The 18430-nt window shown below is 73.7% G+C and carries 16 protein-coding genes; 9 read left to right on the forward strand and 7 right to left on the reverse strand.

All coding sequences use genetic code 11. The features are described from left to right. Positions 1-158: 158 nt before the first annotated feature. The gene (locus ACF062_RS31060; protein WP_392143026.1) at positions 159-1406 is read left to right on the forward strand and encodes an MFS transporter; all 1248 of its coding nucleotides are present in this window, start codon (positions 159-161) and stop codon (positions 1404-1406) included. Here ACF062_RS31060 and ACF062_RS31065 read toward each other — a convergent pair. After that, positions 1396-2019: a flavin reductase family protein gene (locus ACF062_RS31065; RefSeq protein WP_392142944.1), complete on the reverse strand. Its 624-nt coding sequence runs from the start codon at positions 2017-2019 to the stop codon at positions 1396-1398. The genes ACF062_RS31060 and ACF062_RS31065 overlap by 11 nt on opposite strands. A gap of 83 nt (positions 2020-2102) precedes the next feature. On the opposite strand from ACF062_RS31065, the gene ACF062_RS31070 reads away from it, so the two are divergent. After that, positions 2103-3065, forward strand: coding sequence for a hypothetical protein (locus tag ACF062_RS31070; protein WP_392142945.1), 963 nt, complete (start codon positions 2103-2105; stop codon positions 3063-3065). Positions 3066-3118: 53 nt separating this feature from the next. Here the strand turns inward: ACF062_RS31070 and ACF062_RS31075 are convergent, their stop codons facing one another. The 3 genes from ACF062_RS31075 to ACF062_RS31085 all read right to left on the reverse strand — a co-directional run bounded on the left by ACF062_RS31075 (position 3119) and on the right by ACF062_RS31085 (position 7935). Next, positions 3119-3946, reverse strand: a complete 828-nt coding sequence (locus ACF062_RS31075; RefSeq protein WP_392143027.1) for an enoyl-CoA hydratase/isomerase family protein — start codon at positions 3944-3946, stop codon at positions 3119-3121. 112 nt (positions 3947-4058) lie between these two features. Next, positions 4059-6284 (reverse strand): acetate--CoA ligase family protein, encoded by a 2226-nt coding sequence (locus tag ACF062_RS31080; RefSeq protein ID WP_392142946.1) that lies wholly within the window; start codon positions 6282-6284, stop codon positions 4059-4061. Between the two features lie 481 nt (positions 6285-6765). Then, the gene (locus ACF062_RS31085; protein WP_392142947.1) at positions 6766-7935 is read right to left on the reverse strand and encodes a flavin-containing monooxygenase; all 1170 of its coding nucleotides are present in this window, start codon (positions 7933-7935) and stop codon (positions 6766-6768) included. Between the two features lie 174 nt (positions 7936-8109). Between ACF062_RS31085 and ACF062_RS31090 the strand changes: the two genes are divergently transcribed. The 3 genes from ACF062_RS31090 to ACF062_RS31100 are packed head-to-tail and all read left to right on the forward strand — an operon-like array spanning position 8110 to position 9903. Further along, on the forward strand, positions 8110-8562 hold the full coding sequence (locus ACF062_RS31090) for a DoxX family protein (protein ID WP_392142948.1): 453 nt from the start codon (positions 8110-8112) through the stop codon (positions 8560-8562). Next, positions 8559-8978, forward strand: a complete 420-nt coding sequence (locus tag ACF062_RS31095) for a Zn-ribbon domain-containing OB-fold protein (RefSeq protein WP_392142949.1) — start codon at positions 8559-8561, stop codon at positions 8976-8978. The genes ACF062_RS31090 and ACF062_RS31095 overlap by 4 nt, the downstream gene beginning before the upstream one ends. Before the next feature lie 52 nt (positions 8979-9030). After that, positions 9031-9903: a GNAT family N-acetyltransferase gene (locus ACF062_RS31100; RefSeq protein WP_392142950.1), complete on the forward strand. Its 873-nt coding sequence runs from the start codon at positions 9031-9033 to the stop codon at positions 9901-9903. A 33-nt stretch (positions 9904-9936) separates the two neighbouring features. On the opposite strand, the gene ACF062_RS31105 is transcribed toward ACF062_RS31100, so the two are convergent. Together ACF062_RS31105 and ACF062_RS31110 are read right to left on the reverse strand one after the other, a co-directional pair. Further along, positions 9937-10680, reverse strand: coding sequence for a pyridoxal 5'-phosphate synthase (locus tag ACF062_RS31105; protein WP_392142951.1), 744 nt, complete (start codon positions 10678-10680; stop codon positions 9937-9939). 134 nt (positions 10681-10814) lie between these two features. Next, positions 10815-11996 (reverse strand): acetyl-CoA acetyltransferase, encoded by a 1182-nt coding sequence (locus ACF062_RS31110; RefSeq protein WP_392142952.1) that lies wholly within the window; start codon positions 11994-11996, stop codon positions 10815-10817. Between the two features lie 157 nt (positions 11997-12153). Between ACF062_RS31110 and ACF062_RS31115 the strand changes: the two genes are divergently transcribed. Together ACF062_RS31115 and ACF062_RS31120 are read left to right on the forward strand one after the other, a co-directional pair. After that, positions 12154-13371, forward strand: a complete 1218-nt coding sequence (locus ACF062_RS31115) for an acyl-CoA dehydrogenase family protein (RefSeq protein WP_392142953.1) — start codon at positions 12154-12156, stop codon at positions 13369-13371. Between the two features lie 83 nt (positions 13372-13454). Beyond that, positions 13455-13976, forward strand: coding sequence for a nitroreductase family deazaflavin-dependent oxidoreductase (locus ACF062_RS31120; RefSeq protein ID WP_392143028.1), 522 nt, complete (start codon positions 13455-13457; stop codon positions 13974-13976). A 60-nt stretch (positions 13977-14036) separates the two neighbouring features. Here ACF062_RS31120 and ACF062_RS31125 read toward each other — a convergent pair whose 3' ends face one another. Further along, complete coding sequence (locus ACF062_RS31125) at positions 14037-14684, reverse strand: TetR family transcriptional regulator (protein WP_223775232.1); 648 nt, start codon at positions 14682-14684, stop codon at positions 14037-14039. 158 nt (positions 14685-14842) lie between these two features. On the opposite strand from ACF062_RS31125, the gene ACF062_RS31130 reads away from it, so the two are divergent. Beyond that, a complete protein-coding gene (locus tag ACF062_RS31130; RefSeq protein ID WP_392142954.1) occupies positions 14843-15706 on the forward strand; it encodes a VOC family protein in 864 nt (287 codons plus the stop codon). Between the two features lie 220 nt (positions 15707-15926). Beyond that, positions 15927-18308, forward strand: a complete 2382-nt coding sequence (locus ACF062_RS31135) for a PQQ-binding-like beta-propeller repeat protein (protein ID WP_392142955.1) — start codon at positions 15927-15929, stop codon at positions 18306-18308. The last annotated feature ends 122 nt before the right edge of the window (positions 18309-18430 follow it).

Genomic DNA, 18430 nt, shown 5'->3' on the forward strand with positions numbered 1-18430 from the left:
GACGGCTGCCGATCCTTGATGACGTGACCCAGACAACCGAGCCGAGCGCGGAGACGGGCGGAACCAGCCGAGCGGGCGGGACGGTCCCGCCGCCCGACGAGGCCGTCGACGCGCCCCCGTCCGGCGCCACGGCCCCGGCGGGCCGCCGCGCTCCCCGCATCCATCGCGCGTGGTTCGTCGCCGCCGTCACCTTCGTGACGATCATCGGCGCCGCCGCGTTCCGCTCGCTGCCGAGCCTCCTCATCGACCCGCTGCACGCCGACTTCGGCTGGTCGCGCGGGACCATCGGCCTCGCGGTCTCCATCAACCTCGCGCTGTACGGGCTCACCGCGCCGTTCGCCGCCGCGCTGATGGACCGCTTCGGCATCCGCAAGGTCGTCGCGACCGCCCTGATCGTGATCGCCCTGGGCTCCGGGCTGACCGTGTGGATGGACCACGCCTGGCAACTGCTGCTGTACTGGGGCCTGCTCGTCGGGCTCGGCTCCGGCTCGATGGCGCTCGCCTTCGCCGCGACCGTCACCAACCGCTGGTTCACCGAGCGGCGTGGCCTGGTCACCGGCATCCTCACGGCCGCCTCCGCCTCCGGCCAGCTGATCTTCCTGCCACTCCTCGCCTGGATCGTCGAGACGTACAGGTGGCGGCCCGCCGCCGTGACGGTCGCGCTCGCGGCTCTCGTGGTCGTCCCCTTCGTATGGCTGCTGCTGCGCGACCACCCGGCGGACGTCGGCCTGAAGCCGTACGGGGCAGAGGAGTTCGTCGCGAAGCCACCGCCCGTCCCGGGGGCCGCCCGGCGCACCATGGCCGTGCTCTTCAAGGCGGCCCGCACCGGACCGTTCTGGCTGCTCGCCGGGTCCTTCGCGATCTGCGGCGCCTCGACGAACGGCCTGATCCAGACCCACTTCGTGCCCGCCGCGCACGACCACGGCATGCCCATCAGGGCCGCCGCGTCGCTGCTCGCCGTCATCGGCGTCTTCGACATCGTCGGGACGATCGCGTCCGGCTGGCTCACGGACCGCTTCGACGCCCGGCGCCTGCTCGCCGTCTACTACGCGCTGCGCGGCGTCTCGCTGCTCTTCCTGCCGATCCTCCTCGCCCCGAACGTCCACCCGCCGATGATCTTCTTCATCGTCTTCTACGGCCTGGACTGGGTCGCGACCGTCCCGCCGACCCTCGCGCTCTGCCGCGAGCAGTACGGCGACGACAGCGCCATCGTCTTCGGCTGGGTCCTGGCCTCGCACCAGGTCGGCGCCGCCGTCGTCGCGTTCCTCGGCGGGGTCGTGCGGGACACCTTCGGGTCCTACGACGTCATCTGGTACGCCTCCGGGGCACTGTGCGCGGCGGCGGCGCTGATGGCGCTGGTGATCCGGCGGCGCGACCCGGCGGCCGCTCCCGTCCTCACGACGTGAAGCGGCCGAACCTGCCCTGATGGAAGAGGAGCGGCCCGTCGGCGTCGTCGCCGTCGGCGGTGCCGAGAGCCTTCACCCGGCCCACCACGATGAGGTGGTCGCCACCGGTGTGCACCGCCTGGATCGCGCAGTCGACCCAGGCGGTGGCGCCCGCCAGTCGGGGTGAGCCGGACACGGGCGCCGCGTCGTACTCCACCCCGGCGAACTTGTCGGCGCCGCTCACGGCGAAGGCCCGGCACAGCCCGCCCTGGTCGGCGCCGAGGATGTTCACGCAGAAGACGCCCGCGCGCGCGATGCGCGGCCATGTCGTCGAAGTGCGGGCCACCATGAAGGAGACCAGCGGCGGGTCCAGGGAGAGCGAGGCGAAGGACTGGCAGGCGAAGCCCGCGGGGCCCTCGCCCTCATCGCACGGGGGAGCCGTGATCACGGTGACGCCCGTCGCGAAGTGCCCGAGGACGCGGCGGAACTCGCCGGGATCGAGCGGGGCACGCTCGTCGTCGCCGACCGCCCGCAGCTCGGGGCGCGGCAGCGTTTCGAACGGGCCCGTGGTGGTGGGGGCCCCGACCGACCTGAGGTAGCGGAGGGCGGTGGCCGCCATCCCTGCGTGTCCCATCACGCCCACCATTGAAGCTGACGGGGCGTCAGATGGGAAGGGTGCGGCCGGGCCCCTCCCGCCCCACGCGTATCTTCGGGCCCATGAGGTGGGGAAACACCGGGGAAGCGCGTCCGCGGGGGACCTGGAGTGACGTGCGGATGCGGGCGGCCGGGGCGGCGTGCGCGGCGCAGCTGCCGGTGGCCGGGATGGTGGCGTTCACGCTGACGCTCGACGACGACAGCCGCGGGACGGGGGGCGGCCCCGCCCTCGGCCTGGCCTGCCTCTTCGTCTTCGGGCCGCTCCTGCTGCCGGTCGTCGGACTGCTGCACTCCGCGGTGCTCACGCTCCCCGCGGTCGGGCTCGGCCGCCTGGGCGCCGCGCGTCTCGGCCGGGGCCCGGAGTGGGCGTGGTCCCTCGCCTGCCTGCTGCCGGTCGGGGCCGCGTGGGCGGCTTGCTTCGCCGTGCTGGGCGCCCCGTTCGTAGGGCCCGCACTGTGGATCGCGGCGGGCGGCATACTGCCCGCGCTGCACGTGGCGTACTGCCGGCGGCGCGAGGAACGCCTCGGCAGGCCGCTGCGCAAGGTGTGGATCCTGTCGGGACTCACCTCGCTCGGCGTGTGTGTGGCGGTCTTCGGCGGGGCGGTCGTGGGCACGGCGACGGGCCTCATCAAGGAGTACGAGCCGCCCGAGCTGACCGCCGCGCAGCTCGCTGGCACCTGGCGGGGCGGGGACGACGAGCGTCTGCGGCTGGGGGCGGACGGGCGCGCGGTGGTCACCGGGCTTCCGTACGAGTCGAGTCACGCGTACGAGATGGGTGACGCGTACGAGGAGAGTGACGCGTCCGGTGGCAGCGACAGGCTGGCGCGCTGCGACTCCACCGGCACGTGGCGGGTCGGCGAAGCCCGATACGAGGACCGGCCGGCCGTCGTCATCGCCGTGGAGGGGTGCGGCAGCGACAGTCAGACGTGGACCATCGGCGGCACGGCGGCCGAGCCCGAACTCTTCGTGCTCTTCGGGGACCCGGACTCACCGGACATCGAGGTGCTGGTGCGCCGGCGCGGCTGAGGGGCGCGACGCCGGTCAGCGGCCTCGGTAGGGGTCAGCGGCCTCGGCAAGGGTCAGCGACCTCGGTAGGAGGGTGCGCGGCGCTCCACGAAGGCCGCCACGCCCTCGTTCGCGTCCGTCGTGGTCATGTTGATCTCCTGGGCGGCGGCCTCCGCCGCGAAGGCGGTCGCGCGGTCCGCCTCCAGGGAGGCGTTCACCAGCTGTTTCGTCAGGGCCAGGGCGCGGGTCGGCCCCGCCGCGAGGCGCTGCGCCCACTCCCGCGCCGTTCTCTCCAGGTCGTCGGCCGGTACGACGCGGTTGACGAGGCCGAGCCGCTCCGCGTCGGCGGCGGACACGGCGTCCCCGAAGAACATCAGCTCCTTGGCCCGCCGCGGCCCGATCAGCCGCGGCAGCAGATAGGCGCCGCCGCCGTCCGGTACGAGGCCCCGGCGCACGAACACCTCGATGAAGGTGGCCGGTTCGGCGGCGATCGCCAGGTCGCACGCGAACGCCAAATGGGCGCCGATGCCGGCCGCCGTGCCGTTCACCGCGGCGATCACCGGTTTCTCGCAGTCCAGGACGGCGGAGATCAGCCGCTGGGCGCCCTGCCTGACCGTCCGGGCGACATCCCCCGGTACCCGCTCGCCCGCGGCGGGGGCGCCGCGCAGGTCGGCGCCCGCGCAGAACCCCTTGCCGGTGGCGGTGATCACGACGGCTCGTACGTCGGGGTCGCCGGAGGCCTCGTCGAGCAGCGCGATGATTCGTTCGCGCTGGTCCCAGGTGACGGCGTTCATGGCCTCGGGGCGGTTGAGCGTGATCCATGAGACGGCGTTGTCAGTGGTGTGGAGTATCAATGAGTCGAGGGGTTCGGAGGAGGTCGTCGGGTCGGGGGAGGACGGCATGGGTGTCTTGGGCGTCATGGGGGCGTGGCTCCGTTTCGCTGGGCGATGGTGCGCGGCAGTCGGCGTCTCGGCGGTGACACGGGCGGCGGCGGTCGGCTCGTGCGGGCGCCCCTCAGCGGCAGACGGCGAACGCGTCGAGGGCGACGGCGCCCTGCCCGCGGGGCAGCACCATCAGCGGGTTGATGTCCAACTCCGCCAGCTCGTCCCCGAGTTCGAGCGCCATGCGCTGGACGCGCAGCACGACCTCGACGAGCGCGTCGACATCGGCGGGCGCCGCCCCCCGCACTCCGTCCAGCAGGGCTCGGCCCCGCAGTTCGGACAGCATCGCCTTCGCCTGGTCCTCGCCGAAGGGCGGCACCCGCACCGCCGCGTCCCGAAGGACCTCGACGAGTACGCCGCCGAGCCCCACCGTCACGGTCGGCCCGAAGAGCGCGTCGTGCGTGACGCCGACGACCATCTCGACGCCCCGCTCCACCATCTGGCAGACCAGCACGCCGTCCAGCGGCACGTCCTCGTAGCGGGCGATGTCCGTCAACTCCCGATAGGCGTCGCGCACCTGGCTGGCGGAGGTCAGGCCGATCTTCACCAGGCCCAGCTCGGTCTTGTGCGCCAGCTGGGGCCCCGACGCCTTCATGACGACCGGGTAGCCGACGAGGCCGGCCGCGCGGACGGCCGCCGCCGCGCTCGTCACCAACTGCTCGCGAGGTACGCGGATCCCGTACGCGCGCAGCAGCTGTTTCGCCGCGTGCTCGCTGAGCTGCTGGCCCGGCCGCATCAGCGCCTGCGCCTTGCGGAAGGAGGGGGAGGGGCTGCGCGGCGCCTCGTCGAAGGGGGAGCGGTAGCCGGTCGTGAAGCGGTGATGGTCCAGGTGGGCGCGGACCGCCGTGATGCAGTTGGCGAAGGTGCGGAAGGTGGCCACGCGCGAGGAGCCGAGCAGCGTCTGGCGGTAGGCGTCCTCGGTGCCGAGGGGCGATCCCCACACCACGCACACCAGCTTGTCCGTCTCCTCCGCCGCGTCCACCAGGTCCTGCGCGAGCTTGTCGCTCATCGGCGGGAAGGGCCCGGTGATGGGGCAGATGAGCACCCCCACCTGCGGATCGTCGAGGATCGCGTCGATGATCTTCCGGCCGCGCCAGTCGCCGACGGGGTGTCCGCCGTTGTCGATGGGGTTGGCGACGTTCAGGTACTCCGGTATCCACTGGTGCAGCTCCGCCTGCTTGGCGGCGCCGAGCGTGGGCAGGGTGAGGCCCGCCTCGGCCGCCAGGTCCGAGAAGTGCGCGCCCGTGCCGCCCGAGATCGAATACACGGCCACGCCGTCGGCCGACGGCCTGCGGGCCCGTGCCAACAGGGCTGAGGTGTCCTGTAGTTCGTCGAGCCCGTCGACACGGATGACACCGAACTGCCGCATCGCCGCGTCCACCACCGCGTCGGCGCCGGTCAGCTTGCCGGTGTGTGAGGCGGCCGTGCGGGCACCGGTCTCGGTCCGGCCGACCTTGACGGCGATGACGGGCACCCCGCGCCGGGCCGCGCGGTCGGCGGCGAGCAGGAAGGCGCGGCCGTCCTTGAGGCCCTCGATGTAGCAGGCGATGGCGCCGATCTCGGGGCGCTCGGCGAAGTAGGAGATGAAGTCGGCGGTCTCCAGGTCGGCCTCGTTGCCGGTGGGCGCCCAGTGGGAGAGGCGGATGCCGAGTTCCTGGAGGGTGAAGACGGGGCGGCCCTGGTGGCCGGACTGGGTGATCAGCGCGATGGCGGGGCCTTCGAGATCCTCGCGGAACTCCTCGAAGGCGTTGAGGTTGGTGTTCGGCCCGAGAAGGCGCAGGCCCGAGCGCCGCACGGCGGCCGCGAGGCGGGCCTGGGCGGCCGCGCCCGCCTCGCCCGTCTCGGCGAACCCGGAGGCGAAGGCGACGGCGAAGCGCACCTTCGCCTCGGCTAGCTGCTCGATCGCCGGCAGCGGGTCGCCGACCAGCAGTACGGCGAGGTCGACCTGTTCGGGCAGGTCGGCGACGGAGGGGAAGCAGGGGATGCCGAATACCGTCCGGCGGGTGGGGTGCACGGGGTGCAGGCGCGCGCCGACCCGCTCGGCCCAGGCGATCAGCCGGCGGGTGATGCCGGCGCCGGGGCGGCCCTCGGCGTCCGAGGCGCCGATGACGGCGACGGATTCGGGGCGGAAGAAGCGGTCCAGGTCGGGTACGTCGGCGTGCAGTGGGCGGCCGCTGACGTCCAGGTCGTCGGCGGTGGGGGCGCTGCCGTGGACCGTGGGGGGTGGGGGTTCGCCGCAGGCCATGACACGCGCGCGGCGGGGGTCGGTGGTGAAGGTGCCGTGTGTCGATCCAAGCATCGGTCCGCCCGCTCCTGTGTGACAGCACTTACCTGCTTACCTGACGCATAGTCAGATTACTGAACTGACGCTGTGTCAGGAATGGGGGTGCAGGCAAAGACTGGCCGTGTGCGGTGCGGGGCTGTGCGGTGCGGTGCGGGGCTGTGCGGTGTGGTGGGGCGTGGGGTGGGAGGGGTGGGCGGGGCTGCTTCTTCTACGGAAGCGCAGAAATTGGGGGGTGCCAAGGTGGGGAATCGGACGGGGCTGGATTTGTTGGGTGCGGGGCGGGGGGCGGCCCTGCGCCGTTCCCCGCGCCCCTTGGGGGTGGGGTTTTTGGGTGCGGGTTGGTGGGGGCTGGTCGCGCAGTTCCCCGCGCCCCTGGCGGGGCGGTTCTGCGGGGTGGGTTTTTGGGTGCGGGTCGTGGGGGCTGGTTGCGCAGTTCCCCGCGCCCCTGGTGGGGCGGTTCTACGGGGTGGGTTTTTGTTCGTCCTGGAAGCCTCGGTTATTGGGGGTGGGTTCTTGCTATTGCCTTCGCGATCTTTTTGGCGTCTCGGGCGAGTTCGCGGAGTGTGCCGCTGACCGGGGTGGTGAAGCCGGTGAAGTACAGGTTCGGGGTCTGCTTCGGGCTGCGGTGGCCGTGGGTGGTGGGGCGGCCGTGGGGGTCGAGGATGCCCAGGCCGCCGACCAGGCCCTCCAGGGCGCGGCGGTAGCCCGTCGCCGCGATGACCGTCTGCGGCGCGATCCGCGTGCCGTCCGCCAGGACCACCTTGCCGCCGTCGAACGCCTCCACGGCGGCCACCGGCTCGACCAGGCCCTTGCGTACGGCGTCGATGAGGCCGACGTCCTGGACCGGGATCGCCCCTTCCCTGGTCCTCGAGAAGAGGCCGGTGCGGGGGCGTGGCAGTCCGTGTGCCGACAGGTCGGGGACGGACGCGCGGGCGACCAGGGACGCGAGGCGGTCGGTCAGGAGCACTGGAAGCCTGCGGCACAGGATGCCCGACAGCTGCGCGGGCCACCCGGCCGTGGAGCGGCGCACGATGTGCGGGGCGGTGCGCACCGCGAGGCGGACCCGGGCGGCGCCACCGGCGGCGAGGTCGACGGCGATCTCCGCGCCGGTGTTGCCGACGCCGACGACCAGGACGTCCTTGCCGGCGAAGGGGCTCGGTTCGCGGTAGTCGCGGGCGTGCAGGAGGTCTCCGGAGTACGTGTCGCGGCCGGGCCAGTCGGGCAGCAGGGGCGTGTGGTTGTGGCCGGTGGCGACCACCACCGCGCTGCCGGTCAGCTCCCGGCCGCCGGTCGCGCGCAGTAGCCAGCCGGTGCCGTCGGCGGTCCGTTCCAGGCCGGTGACCTCGACTCCGGTGACGATGTCGAGGGCGTGGTGTTCCGCGTACCGCTCCAGGTAGCGGATCAGGTCGTCCCGTGACACCCACCGGCCGGCCGACCGCGGGATCGCCAGGCCGGGCAGGGCGGAGAGGCGACGCGTCGTATGCAGGTGGAGGCGGTCGTAGTGGCCGCGCCAGGAGGCGCCGAGGTGCTCCGACTTCTCCAGGACGATCGCGCGGACACCGCGTGCGCGCAGCGCCGCGGCGACGGCGAGTCCGCCGGGGCCACCCCCGATGACGTACACGGGGCGGTCCTGCCGGGGCGACTGCGGAGCTGTCGAGTCGGACATGACTGGAGAGTAACCGCGCGCCTACTTGATGGGTGACGGTCAAGTCCGGAACCGGTTGCGAATCGATCACGGCCCCGCGCGGCGTCCGCCCCTTGCGCATGCGCCGCCCTGTGCGCTGAACTGACGTACCGTCAGAAAGCTGCGTACGACCGCCGAAATGGGAGTGGCCACGGCATGGACTCGATCTGGCTCACCGGCGCCGAATGGCTCGCCGTGCTCCGCATAGGCCTTGGCCTGTGGTGGCTGGAGAGCTGGCGCCACAAGGACAAGAAAGGCTGGTTCGAGCGGGGTACGGGCATCGCGTGGGCGTCCGACGTGGCTGCCGAGCACAGGTGGCACGCGGTCCGCAGCGGCTTCGACGCCGTCGTCGCGCCGCGCCCGAAGGTGATGGCGTACGTCGTGGTCTATGCCGAGCTCGCCCTGGGGCTCGGCCTGGTCGCCGGGTTCCTGACCCCCGTCGCCCTGGTCGGCGGGCTGCTCCTCAACCTGCTCTACCTCGTCCTCATGATCCACGACTGGGCCGAGCAGGGGCAGAACGCGATGATGGCGCTCATCTCGCTCGTCGCCCTCTTCGCCATGTCCTGGCAGACCTGGTCCCTCGACGACGCGCTCGGACTCTTCGGATGAGTACGGCGGCGGGTGGCGGCCCGCGCTTCGACCTTCCCGAACCCGACGCCTTCACCCGCCCCTACTGGGACGCGGCGGCCGAGGGGCGGCTGCTGATCCGCCGCTGCGGGGCGTGCGGGGCGGCGCACCACTATCCCCGCGAGTTCTGCCCGCGCTGCTGGAGCGAGGACGTCACCTGGGAGCGGGCGAGCGGCCGGGCCACGCTCTACACCTGGTCGGTCGTGCACAGGAACGACCTGCCGCCGTTCGGCGCGCGCGTCCCGTACGTCGCCGCGGTCGTCGATCTCGCCGAGGGGCCGCGGATGATGACGGAGGTCGTCGGCCCCGGGGCACAGGAGCCGTGGATCGGGATGGGGCTCGAAGTGGCGTTCCGGGCGGCCGGGGAGTTCGCTGTGCCGGTGTTCAGGGCGGCGTAGAGAGGGCCGAAATCTCTTTGTCTCCGGTGGGCGGCCCGCGGGATCATGGCCCATGCCCACCGACCCGCGTTCCTCCTGGCAGCTGACCGACGACCTCGACGGCTTTCACGCGCGCGCCGAGGAGTTCCTGTCCTCCGCGCCGGCCCCGCACACCGCTCTCCTCAGCGTCACCGACACCCTGCGCGAGCGGGGGCTCCAGGCGTACGGGGAGGGGGCGCCCCAGTTCGGTACGTACGCCGATGAGGCGGGCCGCGTCCGGGGAGCCTTCCTGCGGACCCCGCCGCACCGGCTGCTCCTCTCGCCCGTCGCCCCTGAAGCCGCCGACATCCTCGCCCGGCAGCTCGCCGACTCCGGCCACGCCCCGCCGGGAATCGTCGCCGACCGGGACACCGCGGAGGCCTTCGCCCGGGCCTGGGAGAAGCACACGGGGGCCACCGCCACGCCCGGCCACCGGCAGCGGCTCTACCGCCTCGCCGCCCTCACCCCGCCCGAGCCCGCACCGCCGGGCCGCGCCCGGCTCGCCGACGACGGGGACAGGGCCCTGCTTGAGCGCTGGCACGGGGAGTTCGCGGAGGCGGTCGGCGAACCGGCCTTCATGGGCTCCGGCGCATGGGTGGACTCCCGCCTCGCCTATGGGGGCGTCACCCTCTGGGAGACCCCCGACGGAACGCCCGTGGCGATGGCCGGCGTCACCCGCCGCATCGCCGGTCAGGTCCGCGTCGCCCCCGTGTACACACCGGCAGCCCTCCGCGGCCGCGGCTACGGCGGTGCCGCGACCGCCGCCGTGAGCCGCGCCGCCCTCGACGCGGGCGCCGCCGAGGTCCTGCTCTTCACCGACCTCGCCAACCCGACGAGCAACGGCCTCTACCAGCGGATCGGCTACCGCCCGGTCGGGGACTTCACGCAGTACGACTTCAGCGGTTGAGGCCACGGCCCCACGGCCGGGAAGGGGGGCGGCTCAGGGCCAGAGCAGCTCGCGCGTCCAGGCCTCGGCGGCGGCCCGGTCGGTCTGGTGGGCCCGGTCGGCCAGGGCCCTGCGGTAGCGCAAGCGGATGTGGCGCCGCCGCTCGTCGCCCTGGAAGAACTCCACCTCCGAGGGTTCCAGGACGTACAGCGTCCAGGTCGGCGCGTCGGCGTCCGGTTCGGCCCGGGCGTGGTCCCAGGCGGCGGCGGAGGACCGCGCCAACTCGTCGTAGGAGTCGAGGACTTCGCTCTGGCGGCCCACGAGCGCGGCGGCGAGGGCGCCCGTCGACCGCGCGTGCAGATCGGCGAGGCTCTCGGCGTGCGGGGCCGCGGCGACCCGGCCCCTGATCCGGATCTGCCGGCCCTGCGACGCCCAGTAGAAGTGCAGGGCGGCCTCCGGGCGGGCGGCGAGCTGGCGGCCCTTCCTGCTGCTCGCGTGCGAGGCGAAGTGCCAGCCCCGGTCGTCCGCGTCGTGCAGCATCACGGTCCGCACGTCGGGGCCGCCGTCCTCGGCGACCGTCGCGAGCCCCATGGTGTGCGGCTCGGCCTGCCCGGCGGCCACCGCCTCCGCGAACCACGCGTGGAAGAGGGACAGCGGGTCGGCGGGCGCCCCGGCCGGATCGAAGGCGGGCAGTTCCACGTCCCACACGCGCTGCGTCCGCAGCAGCCGCTGGAACGGGGTCGGCGGGGCGGCGTCATGGGGCGCGGAGGACGGCGGCGGAGTTCCGGGTGTCGTCATGCGCCGATTCTGTCGCGCGCGCCCCGGCACCGGGCGAATCGGCCCCTCACTCCCGCCCCGGCGGCCCCTCGCCCCCGCCCCGGCGGCCCCTCGCCCCCGCCCCGGCGACCCCTCGCCCCCGCCCCGGCGGCCCCTCACCCCCGCCCCAGCACCACCGTCCCCGAGGAGCAGAACCACCCGCCCGTCCCCGACGCCACAGCGAGTTCCGGCAGGGTGGCGTCCGGGCGTCTGACCTGGCATTCGCCCCCCTGGCCGCGCAGCTGTCGGGTGGCCTCCACCAGCAGGAAGAGGCCCCGCATGCCGGGGTGCTGGGCGGACAGGCCGCCGCCGTCCGTGTTGGTCGGGAGGCCGCCCGTGCGCAGCAGGCGGCCCTTCTCCACGAACGCGCCGCCCTCGCCCTTCCCGCAGAAGCCGAGGTCCTCCAGCGTCACCAACGTCATATAGGTGAACGCGTCGTAGATCTGGGCCACGTCGATGTCCTCGGGCCGCACCCCCGCCCGCTCGAAGGCGAGACGGCCGCTCACCGCCGCCGGGGAGACCGTGAAGTCGTCCCACTCCGACATCGTCGTATGCGAGACGTGCTCGCCCGCGCCGAGGACCCACACCGGCTCCGACGCGCAGTCCGCCACGTACTCCTCGGCGGCGAGCAGCACCGCGCAGCCGCCGTCGGACCGTACGCAGCAGTGCAGCTTGGTGAACGGGTCCGCGATCATCGGTCCTGCCAGGACGTCGTCCACCGTGATCGGGTCGCGGAACATCGCGTCGGGGTTGGCCGCCGCGTTGGCCCGGGCCTGGACGGCCACCGAGGCGAGCTGTTCCAGGGTCGTGCCGTACTCGTGCATGTGGCGGCGCGCGGCCATCGCGTACTTGGCGATGAGGGAGTGCCCGTAGGGGACTTCGAACTGCGCCGGGCCCCGCGCGCCGAAGGAGAGGTTCGATGTGCGGCGCCCGGCCTTGATGTCCGCGCGGGCGGTCGAGCCGTAGACGAGGAGCACGGCGTTCGCCCGTCCCGCCGCTATCGCCTCCGTCGCGTGCGCGGCCATGACCTCCCAGGTGGCGCCGCCGACGGAGGTGGAGTCCACCCAGCGGGGCGTGAGACCCAGGTACTCGGCGACCTCCACGGGCGCCAGCGTGCCGAGGCCCGCGGACGCGAGGCCGTCGACCACGTCGCGCCCCAGGCCGGAGTCGGCGAGCGCGCGGCGCGCCGCTTGGGCGTGCAGGGCGTAGGGCGTTGCCTCGTCGACCCTGCCGCAGTCCGAGAGGGCGACACCGACGACGGCGACCTTGCGGGGAGTCGAACCGGTATGAGGCGGCATGTATCTGACGGTACATCAGATCGCGGCTGCCTGAGGAGGCCGCGGCCCGCGCCCCCTCTCGCCGCGTCCGCGCTCTGTGCATCTCGGCGCGGCGGTCCTAGCATGACGGTCCGTCAGATCCGGGTCCGGCCGCCGGGCCCGGGGGAGGAGCCCGCCGATGGACGCCGCCTTCAGCGCGGAGCAGGACGAGATCCGCCGCACCCTTCGTGAACTGATCACCAGACGCTGCGGGCCCGACGACGTCAAGGCCGCCGTCCGCACCCCGGCCGGCCATGACTCCGCCCTGTGGGCCGCCCTCGCCGCGCAGCTCGGCCTGCCCGGCCTCGCGCTTCCCGAGGCGTACGGGGGCGTCGGATGCACGGCCGCGGAGCTCGCCCTCGGCTGCGAGGAGCTGGGCCGCGCCCTCGTCCCCTCACCGCTCCTCGCCACCGCCGTACTCGCCGCCCCGCTGATCCTCGCCCTCGGCACCGAGGAGCAGCGCGCCGCGCACCTGCCCCGGATCGCCGCGGGAGAGCTGACCGTCGCGCTCGCCGTGCCCGGCACGGGGCTCACCACGGCCCTCGGCCTGGTCGGCGACAACGCGGGGGACTGGTCCGGCGGCGGACGCGCGGGCGGCGTACAGGCGAGGGCCGGTGACGGGACGTGGCGGCTGTACGGACAGGCGGAGCAGGTGCTGGACGGGCACAGCGCGGGGCTCCTCGTCGTCGCCGCGCACACGGGGGGCTTCGCCCGGTCCCGTACGCTCCTCTTCCTCGTGCGTGCGGACGCGTCCGGCCTGGCGCGGAACCGGCAGACCGCGCTCGACGAGACCCGCACCCAGGCGCGCGTCGAACTGCGCGACGTGGAAGCGGAGTTGCTGGGCGGTGACGGGGGTGATGTGCCGGGCGCGCTCGCCGCCGTCGGGGACGTCGCCGCCACCGTGCTCGCCGCCGAGGCCGTCGGGGCGGCGGACCGCGCGCTGGAGCGGACCGTGGAATACGTCTGCCGGCGCGAGCAGTTCGGGCGCGCGATCGGGTCCTTCCAGGCCGTCAAGCACCGTCTCGCCGAGGTGTACGTGCAGGTCCAGGCCGCGCGTTCGGCCGCGTACTACGCGGCGTGGGCGGCCGGGGCGGAGTCCGCCGGGTTCGGCGGGCAGGGCGCCGAGCGAGCCGGCGGGCTCGCGCTCGCGCAGGGCCTTGACGCGCTGCGGGCCGCCGCGTCCGAAGCCGTACAGCTGCACGGCGGCATCGGCTTCACCTGGGAGCACGAGGCGCACCTCTACTTCAAGCGGGCCTCCGGTGACGAGCTGCTCTTCGGTCCCGCGCACCGCCTGCGGGCGCGGTCGGCCGAACGGGCCGGGCTGTTCGAGGATCACGCCCTGCGAGAGGCCGTCTGATGGCGCCCGGACCGCGCCGGACGAAGACGCCGCGCCGGACGGAGCCGACCGGACCGCGCCGGGCGCGCATCGGGCTGCGTCTGATGCGGAAGGTGTCGACCACCCGCGCCTTCGCGAAGGCGGCCCCGCACTTCATCCCCGCGATGGACCGCGCCGTGCACCGGCTGACCCGAGGCAAGGTGCTGCTCAGCGCGCGGATGCTGCCCGGTCTCGTCCTGACGGCGCGCGGCGCGAGGAGCGGGCTGCCGAGGCGTACGCCGTTGGCGTGCATGCCCGACGAGGAGAGCGGCGGATGGGTGCTGGTCGGGTCCAACTTCGGGCGGCCCGGCCACCCCGCGTGGACCGCGAACCTGCTCGCCCACCCGGAGGCCTCGGTCAGCTGGCGCGGCGCGGACATCCCGGTGCGGGCCCGGCTGTTGACGGGGCGGGAGCGGGCGGCGGTCTGGGCGGCGGCGCTGGACTTCTGGCCGCCGTACGCCACGTACCAGGCCCGGGTGGACCGGGAGATCAGGCTCTTTCGCCTGGAGCGGCGCGGACGGATCCGCGAAGGGGGACGCGAGGACGACGACGGGCGCGCAGAGCACGGCGGCGGACCACCTGAGTGATCCGCCGCCGTGCCGACAGGACTGGGAAAGCGCGCCCGTCAGGGCGTCGGTACCGCTTTGCTACTTCGTCGGCTTCTTGCCGGTGACGCCCAAATGCACCAACATCGCCAGGTTGGGCTTGAGTTCGGCCTGTTTGACGCCCCACGTCTGGAATCCGCGCTGGTGCGAGGCGACCGCCGCCAGCATCGCGACGATCGAACCCGCCATGGCCGCCGGGCTGACGTCCTTGTCGACCTTGCCCTTGGCCTGGAGCTCCTTCACGGTGTCCGTAAGGGAGTTGTTCACCGAGTTGAGGATCTTCATCCGGATCTTGTAGAAGCGCTTGTCGCCCTCGGCCGCGCCGAGGTCGACGACGCGCAGGATCGCGTCGTTTTTGCGCCAGAAGTCGAGGAAGCCCTCGACCAGCTCCTGCGAGGTCTGCCAGCCCGCCTTGCCGACCCATGAGCGGCCCTCAAGGAGGTGGGTCAACTCCGCTCCCTCGGCCGCCATTTGCTCGGCGATCTCCAGGACGGCGCCCTCCACGTCCGGGAAGTACTGGTAGAAGGTCGCTGGTGAAGTCCCCGCCTTGCGGGCCACGTCGATGACTTTGACGTCCCGATAGGGCGAGGAGCTGAGCATCTCGCTGAGGCAGTCGAGCAGCTTCTGACGCGTCGCTTGACCGCGCCGACCGGCCACACGGCCGTCGACGGTACGTACCTGTCCTGTCATGCCGTCAGCTTACCGAGGGGTGATCGGAGCGCGATTCGGCCGAGTGCAAATGGGGTTGGGGCGCGTGAGGGCGGCGGAGGGCGCGCCCGTAGGAATTGACCAAACGTTCGAATACGTGTGCGCTGCGAGGGTCCGGGAGGGCCGCTAGCTTGACTTGCATGGACTACGCAGAGCGGGACGCGGAGGGCGGGGACACGGGGCGGCACGGATACGCGGAGGGCGTGCCCTGCTGGGTCGACGCGACGCTGCCCGACGTCGAGGGCGGGAAGCGGTTCTACGGCGAGCTCTTCGGCTGGACGTTCACCGCGAGCACCGCGAGCACCGGGAGCACCGCGAGCACCGGGAGCACCGGGGGCTCGGTGGGCTCCGGGGCGCAGGCGTACAGCGACGGTCTGCCCGTCGCCGCGCTCGCGCCCAAGACCGACGGCCGTATGCCCACCGTGTGGACCGTCTACCTCGCGACCCCGGACGCCGCCGCGCTCGCCGAACGCGTCAGGCGCGCGGGCGGCTCCGTGATCAGGGAGCCCATGCCCGTCGGACCCCTCGGGACGGTGGGCCTCGCCGCCGATCCCGAGGGCGCCGTCTTCGGGATCTGGCAGGCCGGCACGCACCAGGGCTTCGGCAAGGAGAGCCAGCCCGGCTCGTACTGCTGGACGGAGGTCTACTCCCGGGACAAGGACCGGGTCGACCCCTTCTACGAGGGTGTCTTCGGATACGGCGGCTTCGACCTCGGCCTTGACGGGGTCTCCTTCCGCACCTGGTCGCCCCCCGGGGCCCCGGCCGGACCCGAGACCGCCATCGGCGGACGCAGCCTGATGGACCCGGCCGCCGACGGCTACAGCACACCTGAGACGCCCCCGCACTTCCTCGTCTACTTCAACGTCACCGACGCCGACGCGACGGCCGCGGCGGTGACCCGGCTCGGCGGCCGCGTGCAGATGCCGCCCCACGACATCCCGTACGGGCGTATCGCGGTCCTCAGGGACAACCAAGGGGCGACCTTCGCTGTCCTACAGGACTAGCTTTCCTGCTGGACCAGAGGCCGCCCCGGGGTGCCCTCCGCGGGCCTTTTGTCCCGGGAACCCCCCAGACAACCCGAGACACCCCGATCCCGCCCCGGGTTCGCCACGGCCGCCTCGGACAGGAAGAATCAGGGTGCGTGCCGCCGTAGCGGCTCGGGTGGTGAGACGCTGCACGGGGCTGTCTTCTTCGGCGGCCGCGTACGGGGAGGTGGCAGGGCAAGTGGTGGATCAGCTGACGCAGCACGATCCGAGGCGGATCGGCCCGTTCGAGGTCCTCGGCAGGCTGGGCGCCGGTGGCATGGGTCTGGTCTATCTCGCGCGCTCCGCGTCGGGGCGGCGCGTGGCGATCAAGACGGTGCGGACCGAGCTCGCCGAGGACCAGCTGTTCCGTGTCCGCTTCACGCGCGAGGTCGAGGCGGCGCGCGCCGTCTCCGGCTTCTACACGGCCGCCGTGGTGGACGCCGACCCGAGGGCCGCCGTGCCGTGGCTCGCCACGGCCTACGTCCCCGCGCCCTCCCTCGAGGAAATAGTGAATGAACACGGGCCGCTGCCCACCCAGGCGGTGCGGTGGCTGGCGGCGGGCGTGGCCGAGGCCCTGGAGTCCATCCACGGCGCAGGTCTGGTCCACCGTGACCTCAAGCCGTCGAACGTCCTCGTCGTCGAGGACGGTCCGCGCGTCATCGACTTCGGCATCGCGTCCGGCGTCTCCAACACCCGGCTGACGATGACCAACGTCGCCGTGGGCACGCCCGCGTACATGTCACCCGAGCAGGCCAAGGACTCGCGCAGCGTGACCGGCGCGAGCGACGTCTTCTCGCTCGGCTCCACGCTCGTCTTCGCCGCCACCGGGCACGCGCCCTTCCACGGCGCCAACCCCGTCGAGACGGTCTTCATGCTGCTCCGGGAGGGCCCGGACCTCGAAGGGCTCCCCGACGAGCTGCGCCCGCTGATCGAGTCCTGCATGCAGATGGAGGCGGCGCTGCGGCCCAGCCCCGCCGACCTCCAGGCACAGCTCGCCCCGCACCTCTTCGCCTCCGAGAGCGCCGACAACGACGACAGCGGCACGGCCTCCGCCTGGCTGCCGGAGCGGGCCGTCGCGCTCATCGAGGCCCGTAGGAACGGCCGGCCCCCCGCCCGGGTCCCGGCCACCGCAGGGCGCAGCGGCGGCCGGGGTGCCGCGCCGCCCCCGGCACCCGCCACCGCGCCGCCGCCCCCGCAGCAGCCGCCGCCCGCGCCGTCCCGGCCGCCGTTCGCGGGCGCGCCCGACGCGGGGCCCGTGCGGCTCGCCGGGGCGAAGGTGCCGATCGGGCCAGGGCCGCGCGTCGCCGACTCCCGGGCGGCCGCCGCGCCCGGCGACCACGGGCTCGCCGCGTCCTGGTCGCGGTCCTCGGCGCCCAAGGCCGGGGCCAACGGCGTCGCCCCGCAGGCGCCCGCCGTGCCCGCGCCCGCCGTGGCGCCGGACGCCGGGGCCAAGACGTGGCGGCCGTGGCGGTTCCGGATGTCCAACGACGTGTGGGGCACGCCCGCCGTCGCCGGCAACCTCGTCTACGTCACCTCCTTCGAGGTCCACGCGCTGGACGTCGGCACCGGCCGGCGCAGCTTCAAGACGCGGGACGTCGCCTGGTCCATGGCGGTGGCCGACGGCCGCGTCCACGCCTCCGACGGCCCGACCCTCTACGCCCTCGACGGCTCCGACGGCTCCGACCTGTGGCGGCTGCCGACCGACGCCTGGGTGTACTCCCTCCAGGCCGCCCGCGGCACGGTCGTCACCGGCACGCGCGGCGGCGGCGTCCAGGCGTGGGAGGCCGCCAACGGCGAGAAGCTCTGGGAGATCACCGGCGCGCAGACCGACTTCGAGACCCCGGAGGCCGGGCCCGCCGTCTTCGACGGCACGGTGTACGTCTGGAAGGACGCGCGGCTGCGGGCGCTGGAGGCGCGGACCGGCGAGGAGCGCTGGTCGTACCCCGTGGGCGACGCGGCCTCCTGCGGCGGGGTGCCCGTGCGGGTCACCCAGGCGCAGGACGGCTACGTGTACGTCGCCGCCGGCACCCGCGTCCTCGCCATCGACGTGGCCGCCGGGCATGTCCGCTGGCACTTCGAGGCGCCCGCCGCCTTCCTCTGCCCGCCCGCGTTCGCGCCGGGGCCCGCCGTGACGGGTGGTGGCGTGTACCTCGCCGACTACCTCGGAACGGTGTACGCGCTCGACGCCACGGACGGCCGTGACCGCTGGCGCATCGCCACGGAGTCCCGCTCCTCCATCGAGCCCGTCCTCGTCGCGGACGGCCACGTCCACGTCGGCAGCGGCAAGGGGCTCTACACCCTCGACGCCGTGACCGGCACCCCGAAGTGGCGGTTCCAGGCCGGTGGCGAGGTCGTCGGCACGCCCGTCGTCGCCGACCGGCGCATCCACTTCGGGTCCACGGATCACCTGCTGTACACGCTGAAGGCCGACGACGGGCGGCTGCGGTGGAAGCTGGCGACGGGCGGGGAGATCACGGGGGCGCCGGTGGTGCGGGACGGGGTCGTGTACGCGTGCAGCAAGGACCGCTGTGTGTACGCGTTGGACGCGGAGCGCGGGACGGGGACGTCGCCCCGTACGTAGGGGCGGGCCCCTTGCCCTCCTAGTGCCCCGCAGCGGGGGGCGAGGGTGCTCGGGTGCGGGTCGAATCCGGTCTGCGCCGCCGCTGCGCGGCGGATGTCTCCCACCCACCCACCCGAAACTCG

This window comes from Streptomyces sp. NPDC015345 (genome assembly GCF_043078805.1).
Taxonomy (GTDB): domain Bacteria; phylum Actinomycetota; class Actinomycetes; order Streptomycetales; family Streptomycetaceae; genus Streptomyces.

Excerpts from the sequence above, each read along its gene's own strand:
- ACF062_RS31070 (WP_392142945.1), top strand. The coding sequence starts at position 2,103 with ATGAGGTGGGGAAACACCGGGGAAGCGCGTCCGCGGGGGACCTGGAGT.
- ACF062_RS31115 (WP_392142953.1), top strand. The coding sequence starts at position 12,154 with ATGGACGCCGCCTTCAGCGCGGAGCAGGACGAGATCCGCCGCACCCTT.
- ACF062_RS31100 (WP_392142950.1), top strand. The coding sequence starts at position 9,031 with ATGCCCACCGACCCGCGTTCCTCCTGGCAGCTGACCGACGACCTCGAC.
- ACF062_RS31080 (WP_392142946.1), bottom strand. The coding sequence starts at position 6,284 with ATGCTTGGATCGACACACGGCACCTTCACCACCGACCCCCGCCGCGCG.
- ACF062_RS31085 (WP_392142947.1), bottom strand. The coding sequence starts at position 7,935 with ATGTCCGACTCGACAGCTCCGCAGTCGCCCCGGCAGGACCGCCCCGTG.
- ACF062_RS31110 (WP_392142952.1), bottom strand. The coding sequence starts at position 11,996 with ATGCCGCCTCATACCGGTTCGACTCCCCGCAAGGTCGCCGTCGTCGGT.
- ACF062_RS31065 (WP_392142944.1), bottom strand. The coding sequence starts at position 2,019 with ATGGGACACGCAGGGATGGCGGCCACCGCCCTCCGCTACCTCAGGTCG.
- ACF062_RS31130 (WP_392142954.1), top strand. The coding sequence starts at position 14,843 with ATGGACTACGCAGAGCGGGACGCGGAGGGCGGGGACACGGGGCGGCAC.
- ACF062_RS31075 (WP_392143027.1), bottom strand. The coding sequence starts at position 3,946 with ATGCCGTCCTCCCCCGACCCGACGACCTCCTCCGAACCCCTCGACTCA.
- ACF062_RS31120 (WP_392143028.1), top strand. The coding sequence starts at position 13,455 with ATGCGGAAGGTGTCGACCACCCGCGCCTTCGCGAAGGCGGCCCCGCAC.
- ACF062_RS31105 (WP_392142951.1), bottom strand. The coding sequence starts at position 10,680 with ATGACGACACCCGGAACTCCGCCGCCGTCCTCCGCGCCCCATGACGCC.
- ACF062_RS31090 (WP_392142948.1), top strand. The coding sequence starts at position 8,110 with ATGGACTCGATCTGGCTCACCGGCGCCGAATGGCTCGCCGTGCTCCGC.
- ACF062_RS31095 (WP_392142949.1), top strand. The coding sequence starts at position 8,559 with ATGAGTACGGCGGCGGGTGGCGGCCCGCGCTTCGACCTTCCCGAACCC.
- ACF062_RS31125 (WP_223775232.1), bottom strand. The coding sequence starts at position 14,684 with ATGACAGGACAGGTACGTACCGTCGACGGCCGTGTGGCCGGTCGGCGC.